Below are 22873 nucleotides of genomic sequence, written 5' to 3'. Positions count from 1 at the left end.
TTATGGCCGAACAGCCAGCAGCTTAGTGTGCGGCGCTGGGTTGACGATGATCATCAGCGGACAAAAACCATTCAGGGCCGCTATCCTAGGCCCAGGTTCACTGATCGGGTTTGCCCATGCTTGAGGTTCGCGACGTTTTCAAAAGCTATGCCACGCCACAGGGATTGTTGCCGGTGCTGCAAGGCGTCGACCTGACGCTGGAGGCCGGTGGCAGCCTGGCGCTGATGGGCGAATCGGGCAGTGGCAAAAGCACGCTGCTGCATCTGGTGGCGGGGCTGGACAAGGTCGACAGCGGCAGCATCCGCAGCGGCGAACATCGTCTGGAAGCCATGAGCGAAGCGCAACTGGCCAACTGGCGGCGTACGGAAATCGGTCTGGTGTTTCAGCAGTTCAACCTGATCGGCAGCCTGCGCGTGGAAGACAATCTGGCCTTTCAGGCGCGCCTGGCCGGGCGCCATGAGCCGCGCTGGCAAGCGCATCTGGTGCAGCGTCTGGGTCTGGGCGATCTGCTCTCGCGGTATCCCGAGCAACTCTCCGGCGGTCAGCAGCAACGAGTCGCTTTGGGCCGGGCATTGGCTTCGCAGCCGAAATTGCTGTTGGCCGATGAACCCACCGGCAGCCTCGATGAAGCGACCAGCGATGAAGTGCTGCGGCTGTTGCTCGAATTGCTCGATGACACGCCGACGACCCTGCTGATGGTCACCCACAGTCAGCGCGTCGCGGCGCGATTGGCCCAGCGTGTGGTGTTGTCGAGCGGGCGGGTCGCCTGATGATCTGGCGGCAAACCCTGCGCGCGCTGCTCAGCCACTGGCGGCGCCATCCCGTGCAGTTTTTCAGCGTGCTGACCGGGCTGTGGCTGGCCACCAGTCTGCTCACTGGCGTCGAGGCGCTGAACAGTCAGGCACGTGACAGCTACGCGCGGGCCAGCCAGATGATCGGCGGCGAACCGCAAGCCAGCCTGAGCACGCCGAATGGGGCGCTGTTTCCCCAGCGCTGGTTTATCGAATTGCGCCGTCAGGGCTGGCCGGTGTCGCCGGTGTTGCAGGGCCGGCTGACGCTCAAGGGTCACGAAGACCAGCGGATTCAGGTGATGGGCATCGAGCCGGTGTCGCTGCCGACGGATTCGGCAGTGGCCGGGCAGGCGATGCCGATCGAGCGCATCGTCGAATTTTTCAGCCCGCCGGGCAGCACCTGGATTTCTCCGGACACCCTGCAAATGCTCGGCTTGCGCGAAGGTGATACACCGCAAACCGTAAACGGCCAAACCCTGCCGCCACTGCTCGCGCAGAAGGACATGGCGCCGGGCCTGTTGCTGGTCGACATCGGCGTAGCGCAGCGCCTGCTCGAACAACCCGAGCAATTGTCGCGACTGCTGCTACCCAAGGACTTTCATCAAGAATTACCAGCGAGTTTCAACGATCGCTTGCAGCTCAAGAGCAGCGGCGAAGAAAACAATCTCGCGCGGCTGACCGAGAGCTTTCACCTCAATCTCGATGCCCTTGGATTTCTGTCGTTTCTGGTCGGCCTGTTCATCGTCCACGCCGCCATCGGCCTCGCTCTGGAACAGCGCCGAGGTTTGCTGCGCACCTTGCGCGCCTGTGGCGTCAGTGCACGAATGCTGATCGCATGTCTGGTGGTTGAACTGGGTGTGCTGGCGCTGATCGGCGGATTATTCGGTGTGATCAGCGGCTATTGGCTGGCCAGCGTGCTGCTGCCGGACGTCGCCGCCAGCCTGCGCGGTTTATATGGCGCGGAAGTGGCGGGGCAGTTGCGCCTGAGTCCCTGGTGGTGGTTCAGCGGCATAGGGCTGAGCCTGCTCGGCGCGTTGCTGGCCGGGGCCAACAGTCTGCTGCGGGCGGCGCGCCTGCCGTTGCTGGCGGTGGCCGATCCGCAGGCCTGGCATCAACAGTATTCGCGCTGGTTGCGCCGACAGGGTTGGCTGGCGACAGCGCTGCTGACAATTGCGCTGGCGGCGCTGATCTGGGGCGACAGCCTGAGCAGCGGTTTCGTGCTCATGGCCGGGCTGTTGCTCGGTGCCGCGCTGGCCTTGCCGGTGTTGCTCAGCGCGTTGTTGAACCCGTTGCTCGGGCGCAGTCGTTCGGTGCTCGGCCAGTGGTTTCTCGCCGACTGCCGCCAGCAACTGCCAGCCCTGAGTCTGGCGCTGATGGCGCTGCTGTTGGCGCTCGCCGCCAATATCGGCGCCGGTAGCATGACCGCCGGTTTTCGCCAGACCTTCAACGACTGGCTCGAACAACGCCTGAGCGCCGAGTTGTACATCAACCCGGCCAATCCGGCGCAGGCCCGCGAGATGCACAGTTGGCTCAAGCAGCAGCCCGACGTGACCGCTGTGCTGCCCAACTGGCAGGTTTCGGTGACGCTGCAAGGCTGGCCGGCCGATGTCTACGGCATCATCGACCACTCGTACTATCGCCAGCATTGGCCGTTGCTCGACAGCAGTGGCAGCGATCCGTGGGGCAAACTGGCCACGGACGATGCGGTGATGCTCAGCGAACAACTGGCGCGACGCCTGAAAGTGAAGCCGGGCGAGCATCTGAACATTCCCACGCCGAACGGCACATGGTCGCCGCGCATCGTCGGCATCTACGCCGACTACGGCAATCCGAAGGGGCACGTGCTGATCAGCAGTGAGCACCTGCTGCGCGGCTGGCCGCAACTCACGCCGAACCGCTTCAATCTGCGTATCGACCCAGCGCAGATTCCGGCGCTGCTCAACGCCTTGCAGACGCGTTTTGCGCTAGATGACAACCGCATCGTCGATCAGGCGCGGCTCAAGGGCTGGTCGGTCCAAGTCTTTGAACGCACATTTGCTGCGACAGCAGCTTTGAACAGCCTGACCCTGGCCGTGGCGGGTGTGGCGCTGTTCATCAGTCTGCTCACTCAGAGCCAGAGTCGCCTCAGTCAGCTCGCACCGCTGTGGGCGCTGGGCGTTACACGCAAACAATTGATGCTGCTCAACCTCGGTCAGACCTGGCTGCTTGCCGTATTGACGTTACTGTTGGCGCTGCCGTTGGGCATCGCCCTGGCGTGGTGCCTCGATGCGGTGATCAACGTGCAGGCGTTCGGCTGGCGACTGCCGCTGCGGGTGTTCCCGTTGCAGTTGTTGCAACTGATGGGCCTGGCCTTGCTCGCGACTTTACTGGCTTCGGCATGGCCGCTGTATTCGCTGTACCGCACACAACCGGCGGACTTGCTGAGGACGTTTGCCCATGAGGACTAAATGGCTCGTGCTGATGATTGCGCTGCTGCTCGCTGGCTGCGATCAGCCTGCACCGGAGGAAAAGGGCTTTGCCGGCATGGGCGATCAGGCGCAATCCTTCACCCCGGTGGTGCCCGGACGGGTATTCAGCTTCCCGGCCGATCATGGCGCGCATGATGGTTTTCGCATTGAGTGGTGGTACGTCACCGCCAACCTCAAGGATCAGCAGGGCAATGATTTCGGCGTGCAATGGACGCTGTTTCGCAGCGCCCTGAAACCCGTCGCCGAGCAGGCCGGTTGGGGCAACCAAACGATCTGGCTGGGCCATGCGGCAGTCACTTCGCGCTCGGTGCATCATGCCGCCGAGCGCTACGCCCGGGGCGGAGTAGGCCAGGCCGGCGTGCGCCTGGCGCCGTTCGAGGCGTGGATCGATGACTGGATGTTTGCCAGTCAGGCGCAGGATCCGTTGAGCGATATGCAACTCAGTGCTCGTGACAAGAATTTCGCTTATCAACTGCGCCTTACCTCCAGCCGACCGCTGGTGCTGCAGGGCGACAACGGTTTCAGCCAAAAATCCGAAGAAGGCCAGGCGTCGTATTACTACAGCCAGCCATTTTTCCAGGCCAGCGGCACGCTGCAGATCGACGGCCAGGCCTACACCGTCAGCGGCCCGGCGTGGCTCGATCGCGAGTGGAGCAGTCAGCCACTCACCGCCAATCAAACTGGCTGGGACTGGTTCTCGCTGCATCTGGACAGCGGCGAACACGTGATGCTTTATCGCATGCGGCAGAAGACCGGCGCGCCTTATCTGACCGGCACCTGGATCGCCGCTGACGGGCAGATTCAGACGTTGCGCAGCGAGCAGATCAGCCTTGTGCCGCAGGATACGGCCAAGGTTGCTGATCGGCCGATGCCGGTGAAATGGTCGATCCGCATTCCTGACAAGAAACTCGATATCAGCGTTGACGCGATCAACCGCAATGCGTGGATGGATTTGCGTATTCCCTATTGGGAAGGGCCGGTGAAGGTCGATGGCAGCCATCCTGGCCAGGGCTATCTGGAAATGACCGGGTATTAACGGCGGCACCGCTTTCTTCCCTGTGGGAGCGAGCCTGCTCGCGAAAGCGTCAGCGCTGTGACCGCTGAGTTAACTGACTGGAACTCTCGCCAGCGCTCTCCGCTCTACCCAGAAACCCGCCATTTTCGGACTCACCCATGAGCGACGACCTGCAACCCCCAGACCTCGACACCTGGCAGCGTCTGTTCGACGATCAAGCCTACTGGCAGAACTCCCCTGACGCTCACTACCTCGATCTGCAACGCATCGCCGATGACCTGCTCGGCCAAGGCGCAATCGATCTTGAGCAATGGCAGTTGATGCGCGCCAAAGCCGACGATCTGCACAAGCAGTCACCCGAGGTCAACGTCGCCCGCGAACTCGAAGATCCCGAAGCCTGAGGACTCCTGCCATGAATACCACCAACAACCAGAACGACAACCCCGACGAGCCACGCCCGGCCGGCGAAACCGAGCGCGACAATGATGCCCTGCGCCCGACCGATCCCAAGCAGCGGCAGGACAGCGGCAAAGGCACGCCGGGTGGCGAATCCACCGCCCAAGAGACTGCCAAGCCACATACCCGTGGGCCACAAACCCAAGTCAAGCCCTGAACAGCGTCTATGCTCACTGGCACGCCTGCTGCTGAAGTCGTTTCGGCGGTGGGCGTCGCCATTTCATCACAGGGAAAGTAATGCATATGAAGCTCGACGCTCTGGCCAAGGCCATCACTCTCGCAACGCTGCTTTCTGCTGCCAGTTTCGGCGCTTTAGCTGCCGACATTCCGTTATCCGCCGTCGTTGAGGCCGATTCCGTTACCACCAAAGTGCTCGCCGTCGACCCGGCCCATCACCAGGTCGTGCTGGAAGGCCCCGAGGGACGTCAGGTCCACGTTCAGCTCAGCGACAAAGCGAAAAATCTTGCCAATCTCAAAGTAGGGGACCTGGTGAAGATCGAGGTGCAGCGATCTGTCGCCGCTTATCTCGATACAGACGTGGATAAAGGTCTGCCAGGCACCACCGAACGTACCGGCGAACTGCGCAAGGCCCCGGGCAGCGATAACCCGGGCGGCGAGGCCTATCGTCAGGTTCAGGTGCAGCTGAAAATCAGCAAAATCGATTTGAAGACCAATCAGGTCACCCTCCAAGATCCGTCCGGACAATCGAAGACGCTCGATGTGAAGAAGCCGGAGATTCAGGCCAAGTTGAAAGATCTGAAAGTAGGGCAGAGCGTTATTGTCACTTACACCGATATCCTGAAAGTGACCAGTCAGCACGATAGTTGAGTATTAACTCTACAAGTTTATTGCTCTTGTATAACTTTATGTATGAGAGCAATCATATAAAGTTTTTTGTAAGACAATTCCCGGGATAAATCGGTAAAACACAGTTTTTAAATTTTCAGTGCAAAAATTTCATGTTTGCCCATGACGACAGGTCCACTTGTTTGAATTAAAATCCTCGGCGTTCGCCCAGTGTCAGGGCTCTTTACCGGTGCAAGGATTGCCAGGCCGTAACACTGGGCGAACTCCACTACTGACGAAAGTTGTATACAGAATCTGCAAACAAAAAGGGCGACTTTGCAGTCGCCCTTTTTTATTGTTTTCGATCAAGTCGAAGCTTGCATACCGGTTTTGCAATGCTGCCCCTGCAAGCGCTTGAGTGTCTGCTGGTACATTTTTGTACGGCGATGATCCTTGCCATATGTGCCTGCCGCCGCGACGGTGCCGGCCTGGATGTGATCAAGGTAGCGGAAGATCTTCCGCGGCGAGAGAAACCTGACGCCATAGCCCAACCCGACCATTCGATCCTGAAGCGTGTAACCAGGCACCTCCTCATCCATGCAGAAGTGCAGCCCGAGCGACTTCATCAAACGCGCATTCCACAGCGTACAGAAACTTTTCAGATGCGTTTCTTTATACGGGCGTGGTGGTTTCGAACGCAGGCCGAAATGAACTTTTAGCCGACGAACATGATGTTTGCAGAACCGCGAAGTTAACCGCCAGGTATCACGCAGTAACCCACGATCAAGTTGCTCAACACAACCGACCGCCGCCATGTCCGCACTTTTCGTGCATTCGCGCATCATCATCGCGAACACTTCCATGTCGTAGACAAAGGTATCGGTGTGCAGCAGAAACAAATAATCGGTCTCAACTTTCGCCAAGGCCAGATCCAGCGCCTTGCCATGGGCAATATGCCCCATTTCCTTACCGGGCGACGGCCGCTCGATCAGATTGATCCAGTCCAGCGAACGCAAATAATCGAGGCTGGCATCCGTCGAATCGTTATCCACCACCCACACTGGAATGCCCTGCGCCTGAACATGCTCGCGCAACAGTTCCAGACACATGCGGGTGATGTCCGGGGTTTTGTAATTGACCAGAACAAGACTGAAGTTGGGATGCGGCTGGGTAGGCAGATCGAAGGCTTTCATGTCGGAGGGACTCATCACGGCTCAAGACGACAGGTTGATGAGCCGGGATGCTAGCGAGGGAAGCTTAGGTGAAGCTTAATTTGCCGATCTGATTGGTTTGTGAAAACAAGCGGGATAATTCAGATCCGACATTGTTTTCCAATAGATGCAGCGACCATTTGGTTTTGTCGCTTGTCCTGAACGGCGGTCCATCCGCAAAACCTGTGGGAGCGAGCCTGCTCGCGAAGGCGTCTTTCCAGTCACATCATCGGCGACTGTTACACCGCTATCGCGAGCAGGCTCACTCCTACAGTAGAGCGGTGCAAAATTCAGGTGAGTTTGATCCGCAGCACTTCGGCACATTCCTCAATCGACCGCCGTTGCGTCTCGGCATACAACCCCAACTCATCAATGGTCGAACGCCCCAGCGCCTGTTCGAAAGCATGTCGATTGGAGTGTTCGGCGTAATGCGCCTGTGCGGCATCCCCCAGGTTCGACTGAAAAATCCCCGCCGCGCTCACCGGCAGGAAATCTTCGTACACCAGCGGCTCCGCTTTCACGTAGCCATCGCGCAGCAAATCCTCCAGTGACGATTCGCCAAGTCCGTGCGCCGCGATGCCCTTTTCCGTAGCGAAATAACGAAAGTACGCCAGCCCCTGTTCGCGCATGCCCTCGATGCTGTCAGGAAATTCGGCAAAGTGCTGCGTCATCAGCGCGTCGTAGCGTGCGGCATTGGCTTCATTGGGGAAGTCGCCCAGTTCATCGCGAGCGGCATTCAACAAGCGGTCATACAGCGCGCGACCCTTGGGTGTCAGAGCTGCGCCGCGTTGTTCGATTTCGCCGAAGCGCGCGCTGTGGCTGCCACGGGTTTCGGGCTGATCGGTGAAGGCGATCGGCTCGTCCAGCGCTTTGAAGCTGGTCTGGCGCAGCAGGATCGGGCAATTGCGGCGTGGTGGACCTTCGATCACCGCTTTGGGTGTGATGCCATGGGCAGGCATCTGCTCCTGAACGGTGTCGATGTCCAGCGTGCGTGGGGTCAAGTGGTTGATGTGCGGGCCTTTGAACGCAACGACATCGGCGATCAAGCGGTGCTGGGCGCTGAGTTTCTGGTACTGCGCGGCGCTGACGGTGGCGCTGTGGTGCCAGCGAAAAGTCTCCAGTGCCTGTCGGACGAATTCTGCGGCTTCGTCGTCATTAAGTCCGCCTGCCGTTTCCGCCTGTTCAATCAGGCGCAATGCGGAGTCAGTAAAAATCGTACGACGGGCCAGCACCGACTCGGCAAACGAACGCAATTCGGCGTCTTCAATCAGCTCCAGGCGCAGCAACGAGGTAAACACGCGAAACGGGCTGACCTGCAGCGCTTCTTCATGCACCGCGCGAAACGCCGTTGAATGCACCGGCACACCGGCCGGGGTCAGGTCGTAATAACCCACCGGTTGCATGCCCATCACCGCGAACAGGCGGGCGAGGGTAGCCAGTTCGCTCGCGGTGCCGACGCGAATGGCGCCGTGGCGTTCCATGTCCAACCGATCGATTTCGCCGGTGCGCTTGAGTTGCCCGGCGATGTCTGGCTGACCTGCCAGCACTTCGCGATTGGTTTTCTCCACCAGTTCCATCAGCGCACCGTACAGCGGCACCTCTTCGCGGTACATGTCGGACATCGCTCGGGAGAAGCGTTGGCGGATCAGGTCGGGGCTGACGAACGGCTGCACGGTCATGAAAAAAATTCCTGCCACGGTGACGAAATAGATGCCCGAAAAGATCGCAGCCTTCGCCCACGCGGGCAAACGAAGAATCCTACGAACTTCATTCTGCCAACGACTGATCCACCAGCTCGATCCAGTGTCTGACCGGCGTGCGCCCGGCGCTCGCCAGATGGCTCTGACAGCCCACATTGGAAGTGACGATCAACTCCGGTCGGCCGCTTTCCAGGGCGTTGAGGCGCTGATCGCGCAGTTGCCGCGCCAGCACCGGTTGGGTCAGCGAGTAAGTGCCCGCCGAGCCGCAGCACAAATGGCCGTCCGGCACTGGTGTGAGGTTGAAGCCGAGTCGGGTCAGCACGGCTTCCACGGCGCCGCCGAGTTTCAGTGCGTGCTGCAAAGTGCACGGGCAATGCACGGCGATGCGTCGTTCGCTGGCGGCGCACACTTGCTCCAGCGGTTCCTCGGCGATGATTTGCACCAGATCCCGAGTCATTTCGCTGATCCGCCGTGCTTTCGAGGCGTAGATCGGGTCGTCCGCAAGCAGATGCCCATAATCCTTGATGAACGCGCCACAACCGCTGGCCGTTTGCACGATGGCTTCGGCGCCATTCTGCAAGTGCGGCCACCAAGCGTCGATGTTCTGTCGAGCGCGGTCGAGACCTTTGGCCTGGGCGTCGAGGTGATAGTCGAGCGCGCCGCAGCAACCCGCCTCGCTCACCGGAGTGACGCTGATGCCCAGACGATCGAGCACCCGCGCGGTCGCGTCATTGGTGTTCGGCGACAGACCCGGTTGCACGCAGCCTTCGAGCAACAACACCCGGCGCGCATGCCGAGGAGCGGGGCGCGACCCCATAACACCCAAGTGTTGCGGCAGTTTGCTTTCCAGCAGGCGCGGCAGCAGCGGTCGAAAGGTCGCGCCCATGCGCAGCAAGCCTTTGAACAAACCGGGATTGGGCGCCAACGCACGCAAGCCTTCGCGCAGCAAGCGCTGAGCGGCCGGGCGCGGCACCGCGCTGTCGACTACTGCGCGGCCAATGTCGAGCAGGTTGTGATAATCGACGCCGGACGGGCAGGTGGTTTCGCAGTTGCGACACGACAGGCAGCGATCCAGATGCAGCTGCGTCTGCTCGGTGGCCGGTGCGCCTTCCAGCACTTGCTTGATCAGATAAATGCGCCCGCGCGGCCCATCGAGTTCATCGCCCAGCAATTGGTACGTCGGGCACGTCGCGTTGCAAAAGCCGCAATGCACGCAGGTGCGCAGGATCTTTTCCGCTTCGCCAGCCCGGGGCAATTTTCGCGATTGTTCGCTGAGGGTGGTTTGCATGGCTAAACCTCCGCGTACATTCGCCCGGGGTTGAACAGCCCTTGCGGGTCGAGTTGCGCCTTGAGTTGCCGGTGGTAGCGCAACAGGGTTGGCGCCAAGGGTTGAAACGGCGAATCCGTGGCGCCATGGGTAAAGCACGTTGCATGCCCGCCCAAGGAATGGGCGAGTGCGTGAATCTCAGTGCTATCGGATTTAAGCCAGCGTTGCGCGCCGGCCCAGTCGATCAGTTGCTCGCCGGGCAGCTCGAGCGGGCCGAGATTGTTCGGCAATGACAGGCGCCACAGCGGCAAGCCTTCGTCGAAAAAACTCAGGCGCTGTTCGTTGAGGTCGCGCCAGAAAACCGAGTCCAGCGGCTCGCCACCCAGGCGTTGATGCGCCGCCGTCACCGAACCTTCCCCGCCTTCCAGACGCAGGTACAGGCTCCGGCCATCGTGACATGCCGCGCTGATCGGCAGCGGTTGCTGGCCCCATTCGGCAAGTTTGCTCAAGGCCCGAGCGCAGTCGATATCGAGGCGAATGCTCAGGCACTGGCGCGGTTTCGGCAGGACTTTCAGCGACACTTCGGTGAGCACGCCGAGGCAACCGAAACTGCCGGCCATCAGTCGCGAAAGGTCATAACCGGCGACGTTTTTCATCACTTCGCCACCGAAGCGCAGATGCTGACCGAGGCCGGTGATCACCCGCGTGCCGAGAACGAAGTCGCGTACCGAGCCGGACCACGGCCGGCGAGGTCCGGACAGTCCCGTGGCGACCATGCCGCCGACTGTGGCGCTGTCGGCGAAGGATGGCGGTTCGCAGGGCAACATTTGCCCGGCGTCATCCAGCGCCGCAAGCAGCTCGGACAATGGCGTGCCGGCACGTGTGGTGACCACCAGTTCGGTCGGATCGTATTGAACGATGCCGCGATGAGCACGGGTGTCGAGCACTTCGCCGACCACCTCGCGACCGAGAAAGGCCTTGCTGTTGCCGCCCTGAATCTTCAGCGGCGTGGCATTGGCCCGCGCGGCGTTGACCTGATCGAGCAGGGCGTTGGCGGCGTCGAAATCAGCCATCAGAATCGCTCCAGCTCGGGGAAGGGCAGTTGCCCGGCGTGAATGTGCATCGCGCCGAATTCGGCGCAGCGGTGCAGGGTCGGAATGTTCTTGCCGGGATTGAGCAAGCCCTGCGGATCGAACGCGGCTTTCACTGCATGAAACAGCAGTAACTCGTCGCTGTTGAACTGCGCGCACATCTGATTGATTTTTTCGCGGCCGACGCCGTGCTCGCCAGTGATGCTGCCGCCGACCTTCACGCACAGTTCGAGGATCTTGCCGCCCAATGCCTCGGCGCGATGCAGCTCCCCCGGCTGGTTGGCGTCGAACAGAATCAGCGGGTGCATATTGCCGTCGCCGGCGTGGAACACGTTGGCCACGCGCAAGCCATATTTTTCGCCGAGGCTGGCGATACCTTGCAGCACAGCGGGCAATTCGCGGCGCGGGATGGTGCCGTCCATGCAGTAATAATCCGGCGACAACCGGCCGATCGCCGGAAACGCATTTTTGCGCCCGGCCCAGAAACGTACGCGCTCGGCCTCGTCCTGGGCCTGGCGCACTTCAGTGGCGCCGGCCGCTGTCATGACTTCCCGTACGCGCTGGCAATCGTCGTGCACGTCGGCTTCGACACCGTCGAGTTCGCACAGCAGAATCGCCTCGGCGTCGACCGGGTAACCGGCGTGGATGAAGTCTTCGGCGGCGCGAATGGCGAGGTTGTCCATCATTTCCAGACCACCCGGAATGATCCCGGCAGCGATGATTTCGGCAACCGCACGGCCGGCCTTTTCCACTGAGTCGAAACTGCCGAGCAGGACCTTGGCAACTTGCGGTTTGGGCAGCAGTTTCACCGTGACTTCGGTGATGATCCCCAGCAGGCCTTCGGAGCCGGTGAACAAGGCGAGCAGGTCAAAACCGGCTGAATCGAGCGCCTCGGAGCCCAGCGTCAGACGTTCGCCCTCGATGGTCAGTACTTCGATTTTCAACACGTTGTGCACGGTCAGGCCGTACTTGAGGCAATGCACGCCACCAGCATTTTCCGCGACGTTGCCGCCGATCGAACAGGCGATCTGCGACGACGGATCCGGTGCGTAATACAAGCCAAATGGGGCCGCCGCCTGGGAGATAGCAAGATTGCGCACCCCCGGCTGAACCCGCGCGATACGTGCAGCGGGGTCGATGTGCAGAATGTTGTTGAATCGCGCCATCACCAGCAGCAGGCCCTTTTCCAGTGGCAGGGCGCCGCCGGACAACCCAGTGCCGGCACCCCGCGCGACCACGGGCACGTTGTTCTGATGGCAGAGTTTCAGCAGGGTTTGCACTTGCTCCAGGCGCCGGGGCAGGGCGACCAGCATCGGCGTGGTGCGGTAGGCGGAGAGACCGTCGCATTCGTAGGGTTTGAGTTCATCTTCGCGCCAGAGGATGTCCAGGTCCGGCAGGGCTTGTTGCAGGGCCTTGAGCAATTCGCCCTTGTTCACCTCGGGCAACGGACCGTCGAGGCGTTCGTCGTAAAGGATGTTCATGGGAACGCCAACCTTCTGTCTCCGCTGATCGTTCCCACGCAGAGCATGGGAACGATCAGGTGCGCAACCTGGGGCATTGCGAGTATCCATCTTCATCGCTGTCGTTCCAGAAACTCCCCGTACAGCCGCGCGGTATTTCCCGGCTGTTCGACCATCGGCATGTGCCCGACGTGATCCCACACATCCACTTCGAGATTGGCGATGCCTTTGCTCCACACCGGCACGCTGCTGACGTCGATCAGGCGATCCTTGCGCCCCCACAGCAACAGCGCCGGGCATTTGATCTCGGCCAGTTTCGGCTCCATCGGCGGGCTGGCGCGGAAGTCGCGGAAGATTTCTTCGAGCTCGTCACGTTGTTGCTCGTAGCGCTGGGCGACGGCGTCCAGCACCAGCTTCGGCACCCACGGCGGCGACTCCATGGTCATCGCGTAGAAGCGCTGAAATTCTTCGCGGGAGTTGATCAGGAACGGATTGTGCCCGCGCGCCAGATGGCGCTCCATGTCGCTCGGCTCCGGTGCGGTGACGCCGGCCGGGTCGATCAAGGCCAGCGAAGCGATTCGCTCCGGATAGGTCGCCGCCAGCCACGCGGCGATATAGCCGCCCATGGAATTGCCGATGACATGGACTTTCTCCACGCCGCAGACATCGAGCAGTTGAATCATGCGTTTGGCCTGAACCGCGATGTCATAACCGCCGCCAGCCTTGAAGCCAGTCTCACCGTGGCCGGCCAGATCCGGAATGATCACCCGATACTGACGGACGAAATGCCGGGCGCAGCGCAGCCAGAGGTTTTTATCGGCGCTGAAGCCGTGCAGCATCAGGATCGCGCTGGACGCCTCGTACGGCCCGCCTTGCCAGGTCGACACGGTCATCTCGGCGATCGGCACTTCGATCTTGTGCAATTTGTACAACCTGGCCTCGCTGGCCATGGCCAGGTTGTACAACCAATGGCCGACCGCCGGGTAACTCAACCAGCTCCAGGCCACGAAAACCGCGAGTGCGACAAACAGCAAAAGCATCGACGTCTTCCTTATACGTGTTCAGGACAAAATATGGTCGGCCGGTTTCAGCGCCCGGGTCAGCAGGTGATAGCTGAAACTGAAGCCGGGAAACATCGCGATCACATGACCGCTCTTGCTCTGGTACCAACTGTGGCAACCGCCGGACTTCCACACCGTGCGCTGCATTTCCCGGTGGATCATTGCAGTGTAGGTACGTTCTGCGTCACGGCGCACTTCGATGCTGCGCAGGCCTTTGGCCCGTACGGTGCGGATGCAGTCGAGGATGTAGTTCATCTGCGATTCGATGATGAACAGCGCCGAAGTGTGGCCAATGCCGGTGTTCGGCCCGGTGACGATAAACAGGTTGGGGAAATCCGGCAGGCTGGTGCCGAGGTAGGCGCGCGGGTATTCGGCCCAGACATCTCTGAGTTGCACCGCGTTTTTGCCGCTGACCGGGTAGGAAATCACCCCGTCGGTGGCGTCGTAACCGGTGGACCAGACGATCAGATCAACATCGAGATGCTCGCCGTCCACGCTGTTGATCCCGCTTTCGTCGATCGAGGCGATGCCGTGCTCGCGGCTGTGCAACGTGACGTTGGCGCGGCTCAGCGCCGGGTAGTACGTGCTGGACACCAAAACGCGTTTGCAGCCGATGGTGAAGTCCGGGGTGAGTTTCTGCCGCAGCAGCGGGTCCGGAACCTGGCGCTTGAGAAAACGCAGCGCATGTTGTTGGACCAAGTGAATCGCCGGTCTCGAGTATTTGAAGGCGATCACCCGGGTTTCGAATTGCCAGTAGATCAGCCAGCGCAGCAGCTTGTACGCCGGCTTCAGACCGAGCAGCCAGCGCTGGAAACGGCCGAATTTGCGATCGGCACGCGGCAGCACCCAATGCGGCGTGCGCTGGAATACATGCAGGTGTTCGACTTGTGGCGCAATCGCCGGAATCACCTGGGCGGCGCTGGCACCACTGCCGACGATCGCGACGCGTTTACCGCGATAGTCGTAGCTGTGATCCCAATTATTTGTGTGAAAAGTCTTGCCTTGAAAGCGATCCATCCCAGGAAAGTTGGGGATGACCGGCTGACTCAACGGCCCGGAAGCATTGATCAGGAATTGGGTTCGGAAAGTACCTCTGGCGCGGGTGTGCACCAACCAATGCTTTTCCGCTTCGTCCCACTCGACGCGCTCGACATCCGCCCCCAGTTCCACGCGCTCGCGCAAACCGAACTGCTCGATCAGCTGTTCGGTGTAGCGACGCAATTCCGCCTGTTCGGCGAACATCTGCGACCAGCGGTAGGGCGCGAATGACAGCGAATACAGCGGCGACGGGACGTCCACCGCTGCGCCGGGGTAGGTGTTCTGGCACCAGGTGCCGCCGAAGAAGTCGCGTCGCTCAAGAATGCGAAAATCGTCGATTCCGGCCTTGAGCAGGTTGACCGCCGCGCACTGGCCGCCGAAACCGCTGCCGATGATCAACACAGCGTAGGTATGCATGTGCCCCCTTTTTATAGTTGTTTTTCCATTTCCCCTCTTTCATTTATAGCCAACTCTGGGCCGCGCGTGCGGCGCTGATAGCGCTCTATTCAGGCCGCTGGCCGGTGATGGCTATTTAGCGGCGCCCTGATAGACTCCGGACACATCCTTGTCGGGATGTAACCATGCATCGCGCGGTCGAGGCCCTTATGGGAAATACGCGAGGAAAGGGACTTTCACTGGCCAGGAGGCTGTACAGGTCGCGGGTGTTCGGGCTGCTGCTCGGGCTGATGTGTGTCAGCGTGGCGATGCATGCGCTCGATCCGCCGCTGTGGGTGTGGGGCCTGATGCTGTTCAACGGCCTGGTCTGGCCGCATCTGGCCTTTCAATGGGCGCGAAGCTCGAGCGTGCCGTTTCGCGCCGAACACCGCAATTTGCTGATCGATGCATTCATGGGCGGCTTCTGGGTCGCCGCCATGCAGTTTAATCCCTTGCCCAGCGCTACCACGATTTCGATGATGGCGATGAACAACGTCGCCATCGGTGGCGGGCGGTTTTTGCTGGCGGGCACGGCGGCGCAGCTATTCGGTATGGGCGTGGGGCTGGTGGTGTTTGCTCCGGCGTTCGTCCCGCCAACAACGCCGCTGCAGCTGTACGCCTGTTTACCATTGCTGTTGCTGTATCCGCTGGCGCTGGGCTGGATCTGCTTTCGCCAGGCTTCGACCCTCGGCCGGCACAAGCGCGAGCTATTGGCGTTGAGTCGCACCGATAGCCTGACCGGCCTGCTCAATCATGGCGCGTGGAAGGATCAGCTGAACCTCGCGTTCCAGCGCTGCAAACGCCAGCAGCAGGGCGCGGCGATTGCGCTGATCGACATCGACCACTTCAAAGCGATCAATGACACCTATGGGCATGTCGCTGGCGATATCGTCCTGCGCCAGTTGAGCAAACTGCTCAAACAGAATCTGCGCGCCACGGATGTGGCGGGGCGCTATGGCGGGGACGAGTTCTGCGTGATTTTGCCGGAGCTGCCACTGTTCAACGCGGCTCAGGCCATGGAAGCCTTGCGCGAGCGTTTTGCGGTGATGGGCTACGAGCAGAACCCCGCGTTGAAGGTCAGTCTGAGCATTGGCCTGGCCGCGTACGACCCGAGCCATGCCGACGCCACGCGTTGGCTGGATGAGGCCGATCAGGCGTTGTACGAAGCCAAGGCCAGTGGGCGCAATCGGGTGATCTGCAACAGCGACAACAAGCCGAGGCAGGCGCTGCTGGATTCGGTCTGACGGGCGAGCTGATACCTGTGGGAGCGAGCCTGCTCGCGAAAGCGCTGGGTCAGGCGGTATCAATATCGTTTGCCACGACGCCTTCGCGAGCAGGCTCGCTCCCACCGGGGTATGTGTTGTCGGTTAGATCAGTGTCGCATCCGCTATAGAGCCTTGCGTCAATGTCGGTTACGGTTGAATCCCTCCGACACGAAACAAGGACTGCTTCATGACGTTCTCATTTTCCCGCTCTCTGCTGGCCGCCAGCCTCGGTCTGTCCCTCGCATTCTCGGCCGCAAACGCCGCCGAACCGCACAAACAAGTGCTCGCCGATGCCGAGCAGTATCAGCCCGAAGCCCTGAAATTGTTGGAGCGACTGGTCAATATCGACTCCGGCTCAGGTTATGAGCCGGGCCTGAAACAGGTCAGCGACATTGCCATCGATGAACTGAAAAAACTCGGCGCCACCATCGAACTGGTGCCCAACACCCCGGAAAAATCCAACCACGTACTGGCCACGCTCAAAGGCACCGGCAAGGCGAAAATCCTGCTGATGGCGCACATGGACACGGTGTTCAAGGAAGGCTCCGCCGCCGAGCGGCCTTTCCACATCAAGGACGGCCGCGCCTACGGGCCGGGTGTGATGGACGACAAGGGCGGCATCGTCGCCGGCATCTACGCATTGAAAGTGCTGAAGAACCTCGACTTCAAGGATTACGCGCAGATCACCTTCCTGCTGGATGCCAGCGAAGAAACCGGCTCGGACGTCGCCACCGACCTGATCAAGAAAACCGCCAAACAGCACGACGTCACCCTCAACCTCGAACCGGGGCGCCCGGCCGATGGCCTGGTGGTGTGGCGCAAGGGCAGTGCGACGGCGCTGGTCGAAGTCAAAGGCAAAGCCGCCCACGCCGGGGTCGCGCCAGAATTGGGACGGAACGCGGCGATGGAAGCGGCGCACCAGATTCTGCAACTGGGCAAGCTCGGTGACGAGGCGAAGAAGACCACCATCAACTTCACCGTGCTCAAGGCCGGCGATCGCACCAACGTGATTCCTGATCAGGCCACGGCCAAAGCGGATGTGCGTGCGGCAGTGCCGGAGGAATTTGATCGCATCGAGAAGGATCTGGCGCGGGTCTCGCAGGACAAGTTGATTGCCGAGACCGAGGTGAAAACCTCTCTGCAGCGCGGTTTGCCGCCGATGCCACAAACGGCCGAGTCGGATCGCCTGATGGCCATGGCCCAGGGAATTTACGGCGAGATTGGCCGCAAGCTGACCGAGGAGGGCAGTGGTGGCGCGGCGGATGCCAGTCTGTCCGCAGGCGTAGGGACGCCGACGCTGGATGGCTTCGGCATTGTCGGCGGCAATATTCACACGCCTGAGGAATATGCCGAGGTGGCGAGCGTGGCGCCGCGGATTTATTTGTTGTCGCGGATGATAATGGAGTTGGCGAAGCCGCGGTGATGGGATTGGTGGTGTGAATGTTTGGGGCGGGGTGTCAGTTGACTCACCCCTCACCCTAGCCCTCTCCCCCAGGAGAGGGGACTGACCGTGTTGTTTATAGTCAATGCGGCAAGCTTAAGATTTTCTGCTGAATTCAATTTCGCATTCAACACGGTCCACCACGTCGGCGCAGATCCAGAGCATTCCCCAATCAGTCCCCTCTCCCTCTGGGAGAGGGCTAGGGTGAGGGGCTTTTGTGGGAAAAGTGGCAGTCGAGGACGGCGCACAAAAAATACCGAAAAGTCCGACAGAAGCTCTCGTTGCGGCCGTCGGGCGCGGCTCTTATAGTCTCGGTTCGCAGATAACCCTGCGACGATCTTGGCCGGTCGAATACAGAACCTGACCTTTCTGGAGTGAACTCTATGACCGACCAAGTAATGCCGCGCTATCTCCCCATCGACACCTACGACGCCGAATCGCCGGTGCTCTTCATCAATACCCATACAGAACTCAGCGACATGGCCGCCTGTGCGATGCACCGGTTTGTGGTCGTGCGCGATCTGGCCGACACTTTCGCCAGCCTCAACCTCAAGGGCATCTCCGATTGTGATCTGACGCGGGTGACCAGCGCGGTTCATCTGCTGATGCGCGAGGGCTGCGCGATTCTGAATGTGATTCAGGCGCGGGCGGCGCAGCGGTAGGAGGGGTATAAGACGCCGGTTTAGCGGTGCCGCAATAGACGCTTTCGCGAGCAGGCTCGCTCCCACAGGGGACCGCATTTCAACTGTGGGAGCGAGCCTGCTCGCGAAGGGGCCGGTGCAGCGTGTGCATCACTCCTTGACGCTCATGTACTCCTTGGCCCAGAGAATGTATTCCTCCGGCTGGGTATAGGTGTGGGTCAACTCGGTCGCGCTCAGATCGGAGGCCTGGGTAAAGATCTGCCGCTGTTCGCGCAGGCTGTCGTAGGTTGCTTTGATCGCGGCGAAGTAGGCGCCATGGCCGTCGATGGTCACGCGTACGCCGAGTTCGGCCAGGCGTTTGTCGTCGCGCAGGGCCGGGTTGCCGTAGGTGACCAGCATCAGCGGCACGGTCAGATGCTCGGCGATCTGTTCCAGCTGATCGAAGTCCTGCACGCCGACCATGCAGATACCGTCAGCGCCCGCCGCCTGATATTGGCGGGTGCGGCTGATGATTTCCTGATTCGGCAGAATGCCGGCGTTGGTGCGGGCGATGATGGCCATCTCGGTGTCGACCCGGGCTTCCAGCGCCGCGCGGATCTTGCCGACGCCTTCGGCCACGGTGATCAGGTCGGTGGATTTGCGCCCGAATTGCGCGGGCAGCAGGGTGTCTTCGATGGTCAGTGCAGCGACGCCCGCGCGTTCCAGTTCGACGATGGTGCGCATCACGTTAAGAGCGTTGCCATAGCCGTGGTCGGCGTCGGCGATCACTGGCAATTGGGCGACGCGGCCAATGCGCGTGGCCTGTTCGGCGAATTCGCTGAGGGTGATCAGGGCGAAGTCCGGCGCGCCAAGCACCTGCAGGGAGGCCACGGAACCGCCGAGGATACCCACTTCAAAACCCAGGTCAGCGGCGATGCGGGCGGACATCGGGTCGAATACCGAAGCCGTGTGGTAGCAGGTGTCGGAGGCCAGCAGCTGACGGAAGTTACGGCGCAAATCTTGATGGGAAAGCCTGGTCATACGAGTTCCACCAATACATAAGGAATGGAAAGGCTTGAGCAAAGGTGTCAACGCCGAAGAGTGAAAAGGCTATCACGCGAATGGGTCAAGAATCATGACGAATTTGCGCGGCAGGACTGGCGGCTGAAAGGTTTAATCTCCCGTGCCGGAAATATCAGGCCGCCACGGCATGTTGCTGTTGATGGGGCAGGAGCACTGCGCGCACTGAATTGCCCGGCTGCAGTTGCAGGCGTTTGGCAGTGAGACGATCGACAACCAGGCTGTTGCCCACCAGTCGCCCGGGGGCCACGGTGATACGGCAGTTTTCCAGCCGGCGGTTGTGAATCAGCCATAGCGGCGCCTGCTCGTCCGGGGTGCCGAGGCTCAAGGTCAGTTCGAGGCTGTCGCGCACCGTGCGGATGCTGCGGATCGGCGCTTCGATGACCGGGCCACCGTCGAAAATGTCGATATAGCCTTTGTGCGTGAAGCCCTCGGCCTGAAGAATCTTCAACGCCGGCTGGGTGTTCGGGTGAGTCTGGCCTATCGCCGCCTGCGCCTGTTCGGTGAGCAGGCAGGTATATAGTGGCTGGCGCGGCATCAGTTCGGCGATAAAGGCTTTGTTGCCCAGACCGGACAAGTGATCGGCGTGGGTGAAATCCATCTGGAAGAAGTGCCGGCCAAGGCTGTCCCAAAATGGCGAGCAACCGTTTTCATCGGCACTGCCGCGCAACTCGGCGATCATCTTCTCGCCAAACAGGTGCGGAAATTCGGCGACGAACAGTAGACGACCCAGCGACAACAGGCGGCCATTGCTGCCGTTGCGCTGGTCATGGCGCAGGAACAGCGAGCACAGCTCCGATTGGCCGGTCAGTTCGTTGTTGAGGAACAACGTTGGGATCTGCCGCTGAATGCCCAGGTCCGGTGCCGAACTGACGGTCACCCCAAGCCGATAGTTGTACCAGGGCTCGCGCAGGCCAACGGCGCCGGCCATTGCGCTGACACCGACCACGCGCTGCTCATCATCCTCGAGGACAAACAGGTAATCGGCATCGGCGCGCTCCACCTGTTCGGCGAACGCCCGTTGCGCCCAGCGCACCCGGTGCGCAAGTCGGTCCTCGTTGGCCGGAAGGGTGGTGAAACCTGGTCCAGCCTGTTCGACGAGGGTCATCAAGGCAGGCAGGTCGCTGACTTTTACCGGACGGACAATCATGCTCCAACTCCTTTGGCGTACCGATTCAGGCGCGGATGGCTAACGCGGCTCACAGAGCGACCAGCCGTATCGAGCTGCCTTCGCTGACTTTCAGTGCCGCGCAGATGGCGGGTGTCAGGGGCAGCGGTTGATCAGGGTGATAGTCGAGTTCGGTGACAATCGCGCGGTAGTCATGCAGGGCGTCGTTGCTGAGCAGGTAACGGCCACGGGCGTCGGTCGATACTTGTTGGCGGACAATGGCCGTTTGGCTGTCAGCGATCGAGCGAATGTTTGCGGTACGCGCATACAGGGTCGGGCCGGCGTCGAACAGGTCGATGTAGCTGTTGGTTTCGAAGCCTTCCCGCGCGAGGATGTCGAACGCTTCCTGGCCGTCCGGGTGCACGCGGCCGATGCAATCCTGCGCCGCTTGCGGCAGCATCGGTACGTAGATCGGGTATTGCGGCATCAGTTCGGCGAGGAACGTGCGGCTCTGCAACCCGCAGAGGCGCTCGGCTTCCGCGTACGGCAGGTCGAAAAAGTGCTTGCCCAGCGCATCCCAGAACGGCGAGTGACCCTGCTCGTCGCTGTAGCCGACGATCTCGGTGATCACCGCTTCGGAGAACCGCTGTGCATGCGCAGCAATGAACAGCAGGCGCGCTCGCGACAACAGTTCGGAAAACGGCGTACGCACCAGCGCGGCGTCAATGTGGAAACCGCGCAGCAAGGTATGCCCGCTGAGGTCATGGCACAGCGACAGCGCCGGCACGCCATGCTCGATGTTCAATTCCCGCGAAGCACTGGTGAAGTGGCGATTGCGCAAGCTGTAGAACGGCTCCTTGAAACCGGCGGTGGCAAGGATTTCCGAGCAGCCGACCAATTGCTGGCGTTCGAGATCTTCCAGTACAAAGAAATAGTTTTCCGGCCCCTGGGCTGTGGCGGCGCTGTCGAAAGACGCGCACGACGCGGCGATTTTTTCGCGCAGGTGTTCGCTGTCATCCGGCAGCGAAGTCACCCCGATCAGGCTCTCGCGGGCCAGGCGCTGTAGCTGGGGCAGATCATTCTGCTCGACTGGGCGTAAGACCAGCATGGATGTACTCCTGTATCAAAAGGTTCGGCCGATTCGCCGAACCTGACTATCACTGTCGGTGTCCACGCGTTGAATCGGCGGTCGCCTGATTTGTTGTCAGACGCCGCTCTTTTTCTTGTCAGCCTTTGCTCGGATCGGGCAGCGCTGTGCTGGCGCCGAGCTTGTTGAGGAAGAACAGGTACACCAGGCCCACGGCAATCCAGATCAGGCCGAGTTTCTGCGCATCGACGCCCATGTTGTACATGATGGCGGCGACGATGATGAAGCCGATCACCGGGCAGAGCAGATGGCGCACAAACTGCCCCGACTTCTGCCGACGCCAGTAGTGGTTGATCACCGTCAGGTGCAGCAGCATGAAACCGCTGAGGGCGCCGAAGTTGATCAGCGAGGTGAGGATGTCGACCGCGTCGATGAACAGGTAGCAGATCAGCAGCGACAACGCCGCCACCAGATAAATGCTCAGGTACGGCGTGTTGTGTTTCGGGTGGACCTTGGCCAGCACCTTCGGCAGCTTGCCGTCGCGGGCCATGCCGAACAGCAGGCGCGATACGGCGGCCTGCGAGGTGATTGCCACGGCCACGCCCCAGGCCAGCGCCGTGGCGACGGCTGTCAGGGTCGCGAGCCAGCTGCCAGCGGCGATTTCAGCGATTTCATAGAACGCGGTGTCGGCGGATTTGAAGCCCATGCCCGCCGCCAGATCGGTGGCAATCCACGTCTGTACGACGAAAATCGTGCCCATCACCGCCAGGGTGATCAGCGCTGCCTTGCCGACGCTGCGGCCCGGATCTTCCTTGATTTCTTCGGCGAGGGTGGAGATCGCGTCGAAGCCGAGGAACGACAGCACGGCGATCGACACCGCTTGCATCAGCAGGGCGAAGTTGAAGGTTTCCGGGTGATATAGCGGCGCCAGCGTCAGCTCACCGTTACCGCCACCGTTGTGCAGGGCGTTCCAGGCGTAGAACAGGAAGATGCCCAGCACCACCAGTTGTGCCAGCAGGAACAGCATGTTCATCCGCGCGGTGAAGGTGATGCCGCGCAGGTTGACGAATGTTGCGCTGACCAGAAACGCCAGAATGAAGCCGACCTTGGGGATGTCCGGGTACAAATGGTTGAGCGCCATCGCCGAATACAGGTACAGCAGCGGCGGAATCAGCAGGTAATCGAGCAGCATCAGCCAGCCAGCGATGAAGCCGACGTGTTGATTAAGGCCGCGCTGGGCGTAGGAATATACGGAGCCGGCAACCGGAAAGGCCTTGGCCATGCTGCCGTAACTCAGGGCGGTGAACAGCATCGCCACCATGCCGATGATGTACGCCAGCGGCACCATCCCCGGTGCTTCGGCGTTGACGTAGCCATACACACCGAACGGGGCGATGGGGATCATGAAGATCATCCCGTACACCACCAGATCGGTCAGCGTCAGGCTACGTTTCAACTCTTGCTTGTAGCCGAATTCTTCAATTTCCATGAAG

At 60.9% G+C, this 22873-nt stretch carries 20 protein-coding genes; 9 read left to right on the top strand and 11 right to left on the bottom strand.

Going from position 1 to position 22873, the window contains the following annotated elements; genetic code table 11:
- Positions 1–116 precede the first annotated feature (116 nt).
- From ACV8MC_RS22875 to ACV8MC_RS22850, 6 genes are all read left to right on the top strand, one after another.
- Positions 117–770 carry an ABC transporter ATP-binding protein gene (locus tag ACV8MC_RS22875; protein WP_457263595.1) on the top strand — a complete coding sequence of 218 codons (654 nt, stop codon included), beginning with the start codon at positions 117–119 and terminating at the stop codon, positions 768–770.
- Positions 770–3238, top strand: a complete 2469-nt coding sequence (locus ACV8MC_RS22870; protein WP_457263593.1) for an FtsX-like permease family protein — start codon at positions 770–772, stop codon at positions 3236–3238. The genes ACV8MC_RS22875 and ACV8MC_RS22870 overlap by 1 nt, the downstream gene beginning before the upstream one ends.
- Complete coding sequence (locus ACV8MC_RS22865) at positions 3228–4295, top strand: lipocalin-like domain-containing protein (protein WP_457263592.1); 1068 nt, start codon at positions 3228–3230, stop codon at positions 4293–4295. Before ACV8MC_RS22870 ends, ACV8MC_RS22865 begins: the two co-directional genes overlap by 11 nt.
- Positions 4296–4432: 137 nt before the next feature.
- Positions 4433–4675 (top strand): hypothetical protein, encoded by a 243-nt coding sequence (locus ACV8MC_RS22860; RefSeq protein ID WP_056784562.1) that lies wholly within the window; start codon positions 4433–4435, stop codon positions 4673–4675.
- Between the two features lie 11 nt (positions 4676–4686).
- Positions 4687–4887 (top strand): hypothetical protein, encoded by a 201-nt coding sequence (locus ACV8MC_RS22855; protein WP_457263590.1) that lies wholly within the window; start codon positions 4687–4689, stop codon positions 4885–4887.
- An 86-nt stretch (positions 4888–4973) separates the two neighbouring features.
- Positions 4974–5558: a hypothetical protein gene (locus ACV8MC_RS22850; RefSeq protein WP_056784570.1), complete on the top strand. Its 585-nt coding sequence runs from the start codon at positions 4974–4976 to the stop codon at positions 5556–5558.
- 323 nt (positions 5559–5881) lie between these two features.
- Here ACV8MC_RS22850 and ACV8MC_RS22845 read toward each other — a convergent pair whose 3' ends face one another.
- From ACV8MC_RS22845 to ACV8MC_RS22815, 7 genes are all read right to left on the bottom strand, one after another.
- On the bottom strand, positions 5882–6709 hold the full coding sequence (locus ACV8MC_RS22845; RefSeq protein ID WP_457263588.1) for a glycosyltransferase family 2 protein: 828 nt from the start codon (positions 6707–6709) through the stop codon (positions 5882–5884).
- A 308-nt stretch (positions 6710–7017) separates the two neighbouring features.
- Entirely contained in the window at positions 7018–8406 is a 1389-nt protein-coding gene (hglS, locus tag ACV8MC_RS22840) for a 2-oxoadipate dioxygenase/decarboxylase HglS (protein WP_457263586.1), read from the bottom strand.
- Between the two features lie 88 nt (positions 8407–8494).
- Complete coding sequence (glcF, locus tag ACV8MC_RS22835; protein ID WP_457263585.1) at positions 8495–9715, bottom strand: glycolate oxidase subunit GlcF; 1221 nt, start codon at positions 9713–9715, stop codon at positions 8495–8497.
- Between the two features lie 2 nt (positions 9716–9717).
- Positions 9718–10767, bottom strand: coding sequence for a glycolate oxidase subunit GlcE (glcE, locus tag ACV8MC_RS22830; RefSeq protein ID WP_457263583.1), 1050 nt, complete (start codon positions 10765–10767; stop codon positions 9718–9720).
- The gene (glcD, locus tag ACV8MC_RS22825; protein ID WP_457263581.1) at positions 10767–12266 is read right to left on the bottom strand and encodes a glycolate oxidase subunit GlcD; all 1500 of its coding nucleotides are present in this window, start codon (positions 12264–12266) and stop codon (positions 10767–10769) included. The genes glcE and glcD overlap by 1 nt, the downstream gene beginning before the upstream one ends.
- A gap of 92 nt (positions 12267–12358) precedes the next feature.
- Positions 12359–13285: an alpha/beta fold hydrolase gene (locus ACV8MC_RS22820; RefSeq protein ID WP_016774118.1), complete on the bottom strand. Its 927-nt coding sequence runs from the start codon at positions 13283–13285 to the stop codon at positions 12359–12361.
- A gap of 21 nt (positions 13286–13306) precedes the next feature.
- Positions 13307–14761: a flavin-containing monooxygenase gene (locus ACV8MC_RS22815; RefSeq protein ID WP_457263579.1), complete on the bottom strand. Its 1455-nt coding sequence runs from the start codon at positions 14759–14761 to the stop codon at positions 13307–13309.
- Positions 14762–14949: 188 nt separating this feature from the next.
- Between ACV8MC_RS22815 and ACV8MC_RS22810 the strand changes: the two genes are divergently transcribed.
- From ACV8MC_RS22810 to ACV8MC_RS22800, 3 genes are all read left to right on the top strand, one after another.
- Positions 14950–16023, top strand: coding sequence for a diguanylate cyclase (locus tag ACV8MC_RS22810; protein WP_457263577.1), 1074 nt, complete (start codon positions 14950–14952; stop codon positions 16021–16023).
- A 208-nt stretch (positions 16024–16231) separates the two neighbouring features.
- Entirely contained in the window at positions 16232–17467 is a 1236-nt protein-coding gene (locus ACV8MC_RS22805) for a M20/M25/M40 family metallo-hydrolase (RefSeq protein ID WP_457263576.1), read from the top strand.
- A 401-nt stretch (positions 17468–17868) separates the two neighbouring features.
- Entirely contained in the window at positions 17869–18147 is a 279-nt protein-coding gene (locus tag ACV8MC_RS22800) for a hypothetical protein (protein WP_457263575.1), read from the top strand.
- 129 nt (positions 18148–18276) lie between these two features.
- On the opposite strand, the gene ACV8MC_RS22795 is transcribed toward ACV8MC_RS22800, so the two are convergent.
- The 4 genes from ACV8MC_RS22795 to ACV8MC_RS22780 form a co-directional block, all read right to left on the bottom strand.
- Complete coding sequence (locus ACV8MC_RS22795; RefSeq protein ID WP_016774123.1) at positions 18277–19146, bottom strand: isocitrate lyase/PEP mutase family protein; 870 nt, start codon at positions 19144–19146, stop codon at positions 18277–18279.
- Between the two features lie 154 nt (positions 19147–19300).
- Positions 19301–20335 (bottom strand): arginine N-succinyltransferase, encoded by a 1035-nt coding sequence (astA, locus tag ACV8MC_RS22790; RefSeq protein ID WP_041478621.1) that lies wholly within the window; start codon positions 20333–20335, stop codon positions 19301–19303.
- A 49-nt stretch (positions 20336–20384) separates the two neighbouring features.
- Entirely contained in the window at positions 20385–21401 is a 1017-nt protein-coding gene (locus ACV8MC_RS22785) for an arginine N-succinyltransferase (protein WP_041478622.1), read from the bottom strand.
- Positions 21402–21519: 118 nt separating this feature from the next.
- The gene (locus tag ACV8MC_RS22780) at positions 21520–22869 is read right to left on the bottom strand and encodes an APC family permease (RefSeq protein ID WP_457263572.1); all 1350 of its coding nucleotides are present in this window, start codon (positions 22867–22869) and stop codon (positions 21520–21522) included.
- Positions 22870–22873: the final 4 nt, after the last annotated feature.

The sequence above is a fragment of the Pseudomonas sp. PK-RTE-24 genome (assembly GCF_054052265.1).
Note: the sequence above shows the minus strand (reverse complement) of the source record. Positions and strands in the feature narration are given on the sequence as shown.

What these genes read in the sequence shown, in the direction of transcription:
- ACV8MC_RS22875 (WP_457263595.1), top strand. Translation starts at nt 117, where the DNA reads ATGCTTGAGGTTCGCGACGTTTTCAAAAGCTATGCCACGCCACAGGGA.
- ACV8MC_RS22870 (WP_457263593.1), top strand. Translation starts at nt 770, where the DNA reads ATGATCTGGCGGCAAACCCTGCGCGCGCTGCTCAGCCACTGGCGGCGC.
- ACV8MC_RS22865 (WP_457263592.1), top strand. Translation starts at nt 3,228, where the DNA reads ATGAGGACTAAATGGCTCGTGCTGATGATTGCGCTGCTGCTCGCTGGC.
- ACV8MC_RS22860 (WP_056784562.1), top strand. Translation starts at nt 4,433, where the DNA reads ATGAGCGACGACCTGCAACCCCCAGACCTCGACACCTGGCAGCGTCTG.
- ACV8MC_RS22855 (WP_457263590.1), top strand. Translation starts at nt 4,687, where the DNA reads ATGAATACCACCAACAACCAGAACGACAACCCCGACGAGCCACGCCCG.
- ACV8MC_RS22850 (WP_056784570.1), top strand. Translation starts at nt 4,974, where the DNA reads ATGAAGCTCGACGCTCTGGCCAAGGCCATCACTCTCGCAACGCTGCTT.
- ACV8MC_RS22845 (WP_457263588.1), bottom strand. Translation starts at nt 6,709, where the DNA reads ATGAAAGCCTTCGATCTGCCTACCCAGCCGCATCCCAACTTCAGTCTT.
- hglS (WP_457263586.1), bottom strand. Translation starts at nt 8,406, where the DNA reads ATGACCGTGCAGCCGTTCGTCAGCCCCGACCTGATCCGCCAACGCTTC.
- glcF (WP_457263585.1), bottom strand. Translation starts at nt 9,715, where the DNA reads ATGCAAACCACCCTCAGCGAACAATCGCGAAAATTGCCCCGGGCTGGC.
- glcE (WP_457263583.1), bottom strand. Translation starts at nt 10,767, where the DNA reads ATGGCTGATTTCGACGCCGCCAACGCCCTGCTCGATCAGGTCAACGCC.
- glcD (WP_457263581.1), bottom strand. Translation starts at nt 12,266, where the DNA reads ATGAACATCCTTTACGACGAACGCCTCGACGGTCCGTTGCCCGAGGTG.
- ACV8MC_RS22820 (WP_016774118.1), bottom strand. Translation starts at nt 13,285, where the DNA reads ATGCTTTTGCTGTTTGTCGCACTCGCGGTTTTCGTGGCCTGGAGCTGG.
- ACV8MC_RS22815 (WP_457263579.1), bottom strand. Translation starts at nt 14,761, where the DNA reads ATGCATACCTACGCTGTGTTGATCATCGGCAGCGGTTTCGGCGGCCAG.
- ACV8MC_RS22810 (WP_457263577.1), top strand. Translation starts at nt 14,950, where the DNA reads ATGGGAAATACGCGAGGAAAGGGACTTTCACTGGCCAGGAGGCTGTAC.
- ACV8MC_RS22805 (WP_457263576.1), top strand. Translation starts at nt 16,232, where the DNA reads ATGACGTTCTCATTTTCCCGCTCTCTGCTGGCCGCCAGCCTCGGTCTG.
- ACV8MC_RS22800 (WP_457263575.1), top strand. Translation starts at nt 17,869, where the DNA reads ATGACCGACCAAGTAATGCCGCGCTATCTCCCCATCGACACCTACGAC.
- ACV8MC_RS22795 (WP_016774123.1), bottom strand. Translation starts at nt 19,146, where the DNA reads ATGACCAGGCTTTCCCATCAAGATTTGCGCCGTAACTTCCGTCAGCTG.
- astA (WP_041478621.1), bottom strand. Translation starts at nt 20,335, where the DNA reads ATGATTGTCCGTCCGGTAAAAGTCAGCGACCTGCCTGCCTTGATGACC.
- ACV8MC_RS22785 (WP_041478622.1), bottom strand. Translation starts at nt 21,401, where the DNA reads ATGCTGGTCTTACGCCCAGTCGAGCAGAATGATCTGCCCCAGCTACAG.
- ACV8MC_RS22780 (WP_457263572.1), bottom strand. Translation starts at nt 22,869, where the DNA reads ATGGAAATTGAAGAATTCGGCTACAAGCAAGAGTTGAAACGTAGCCTG.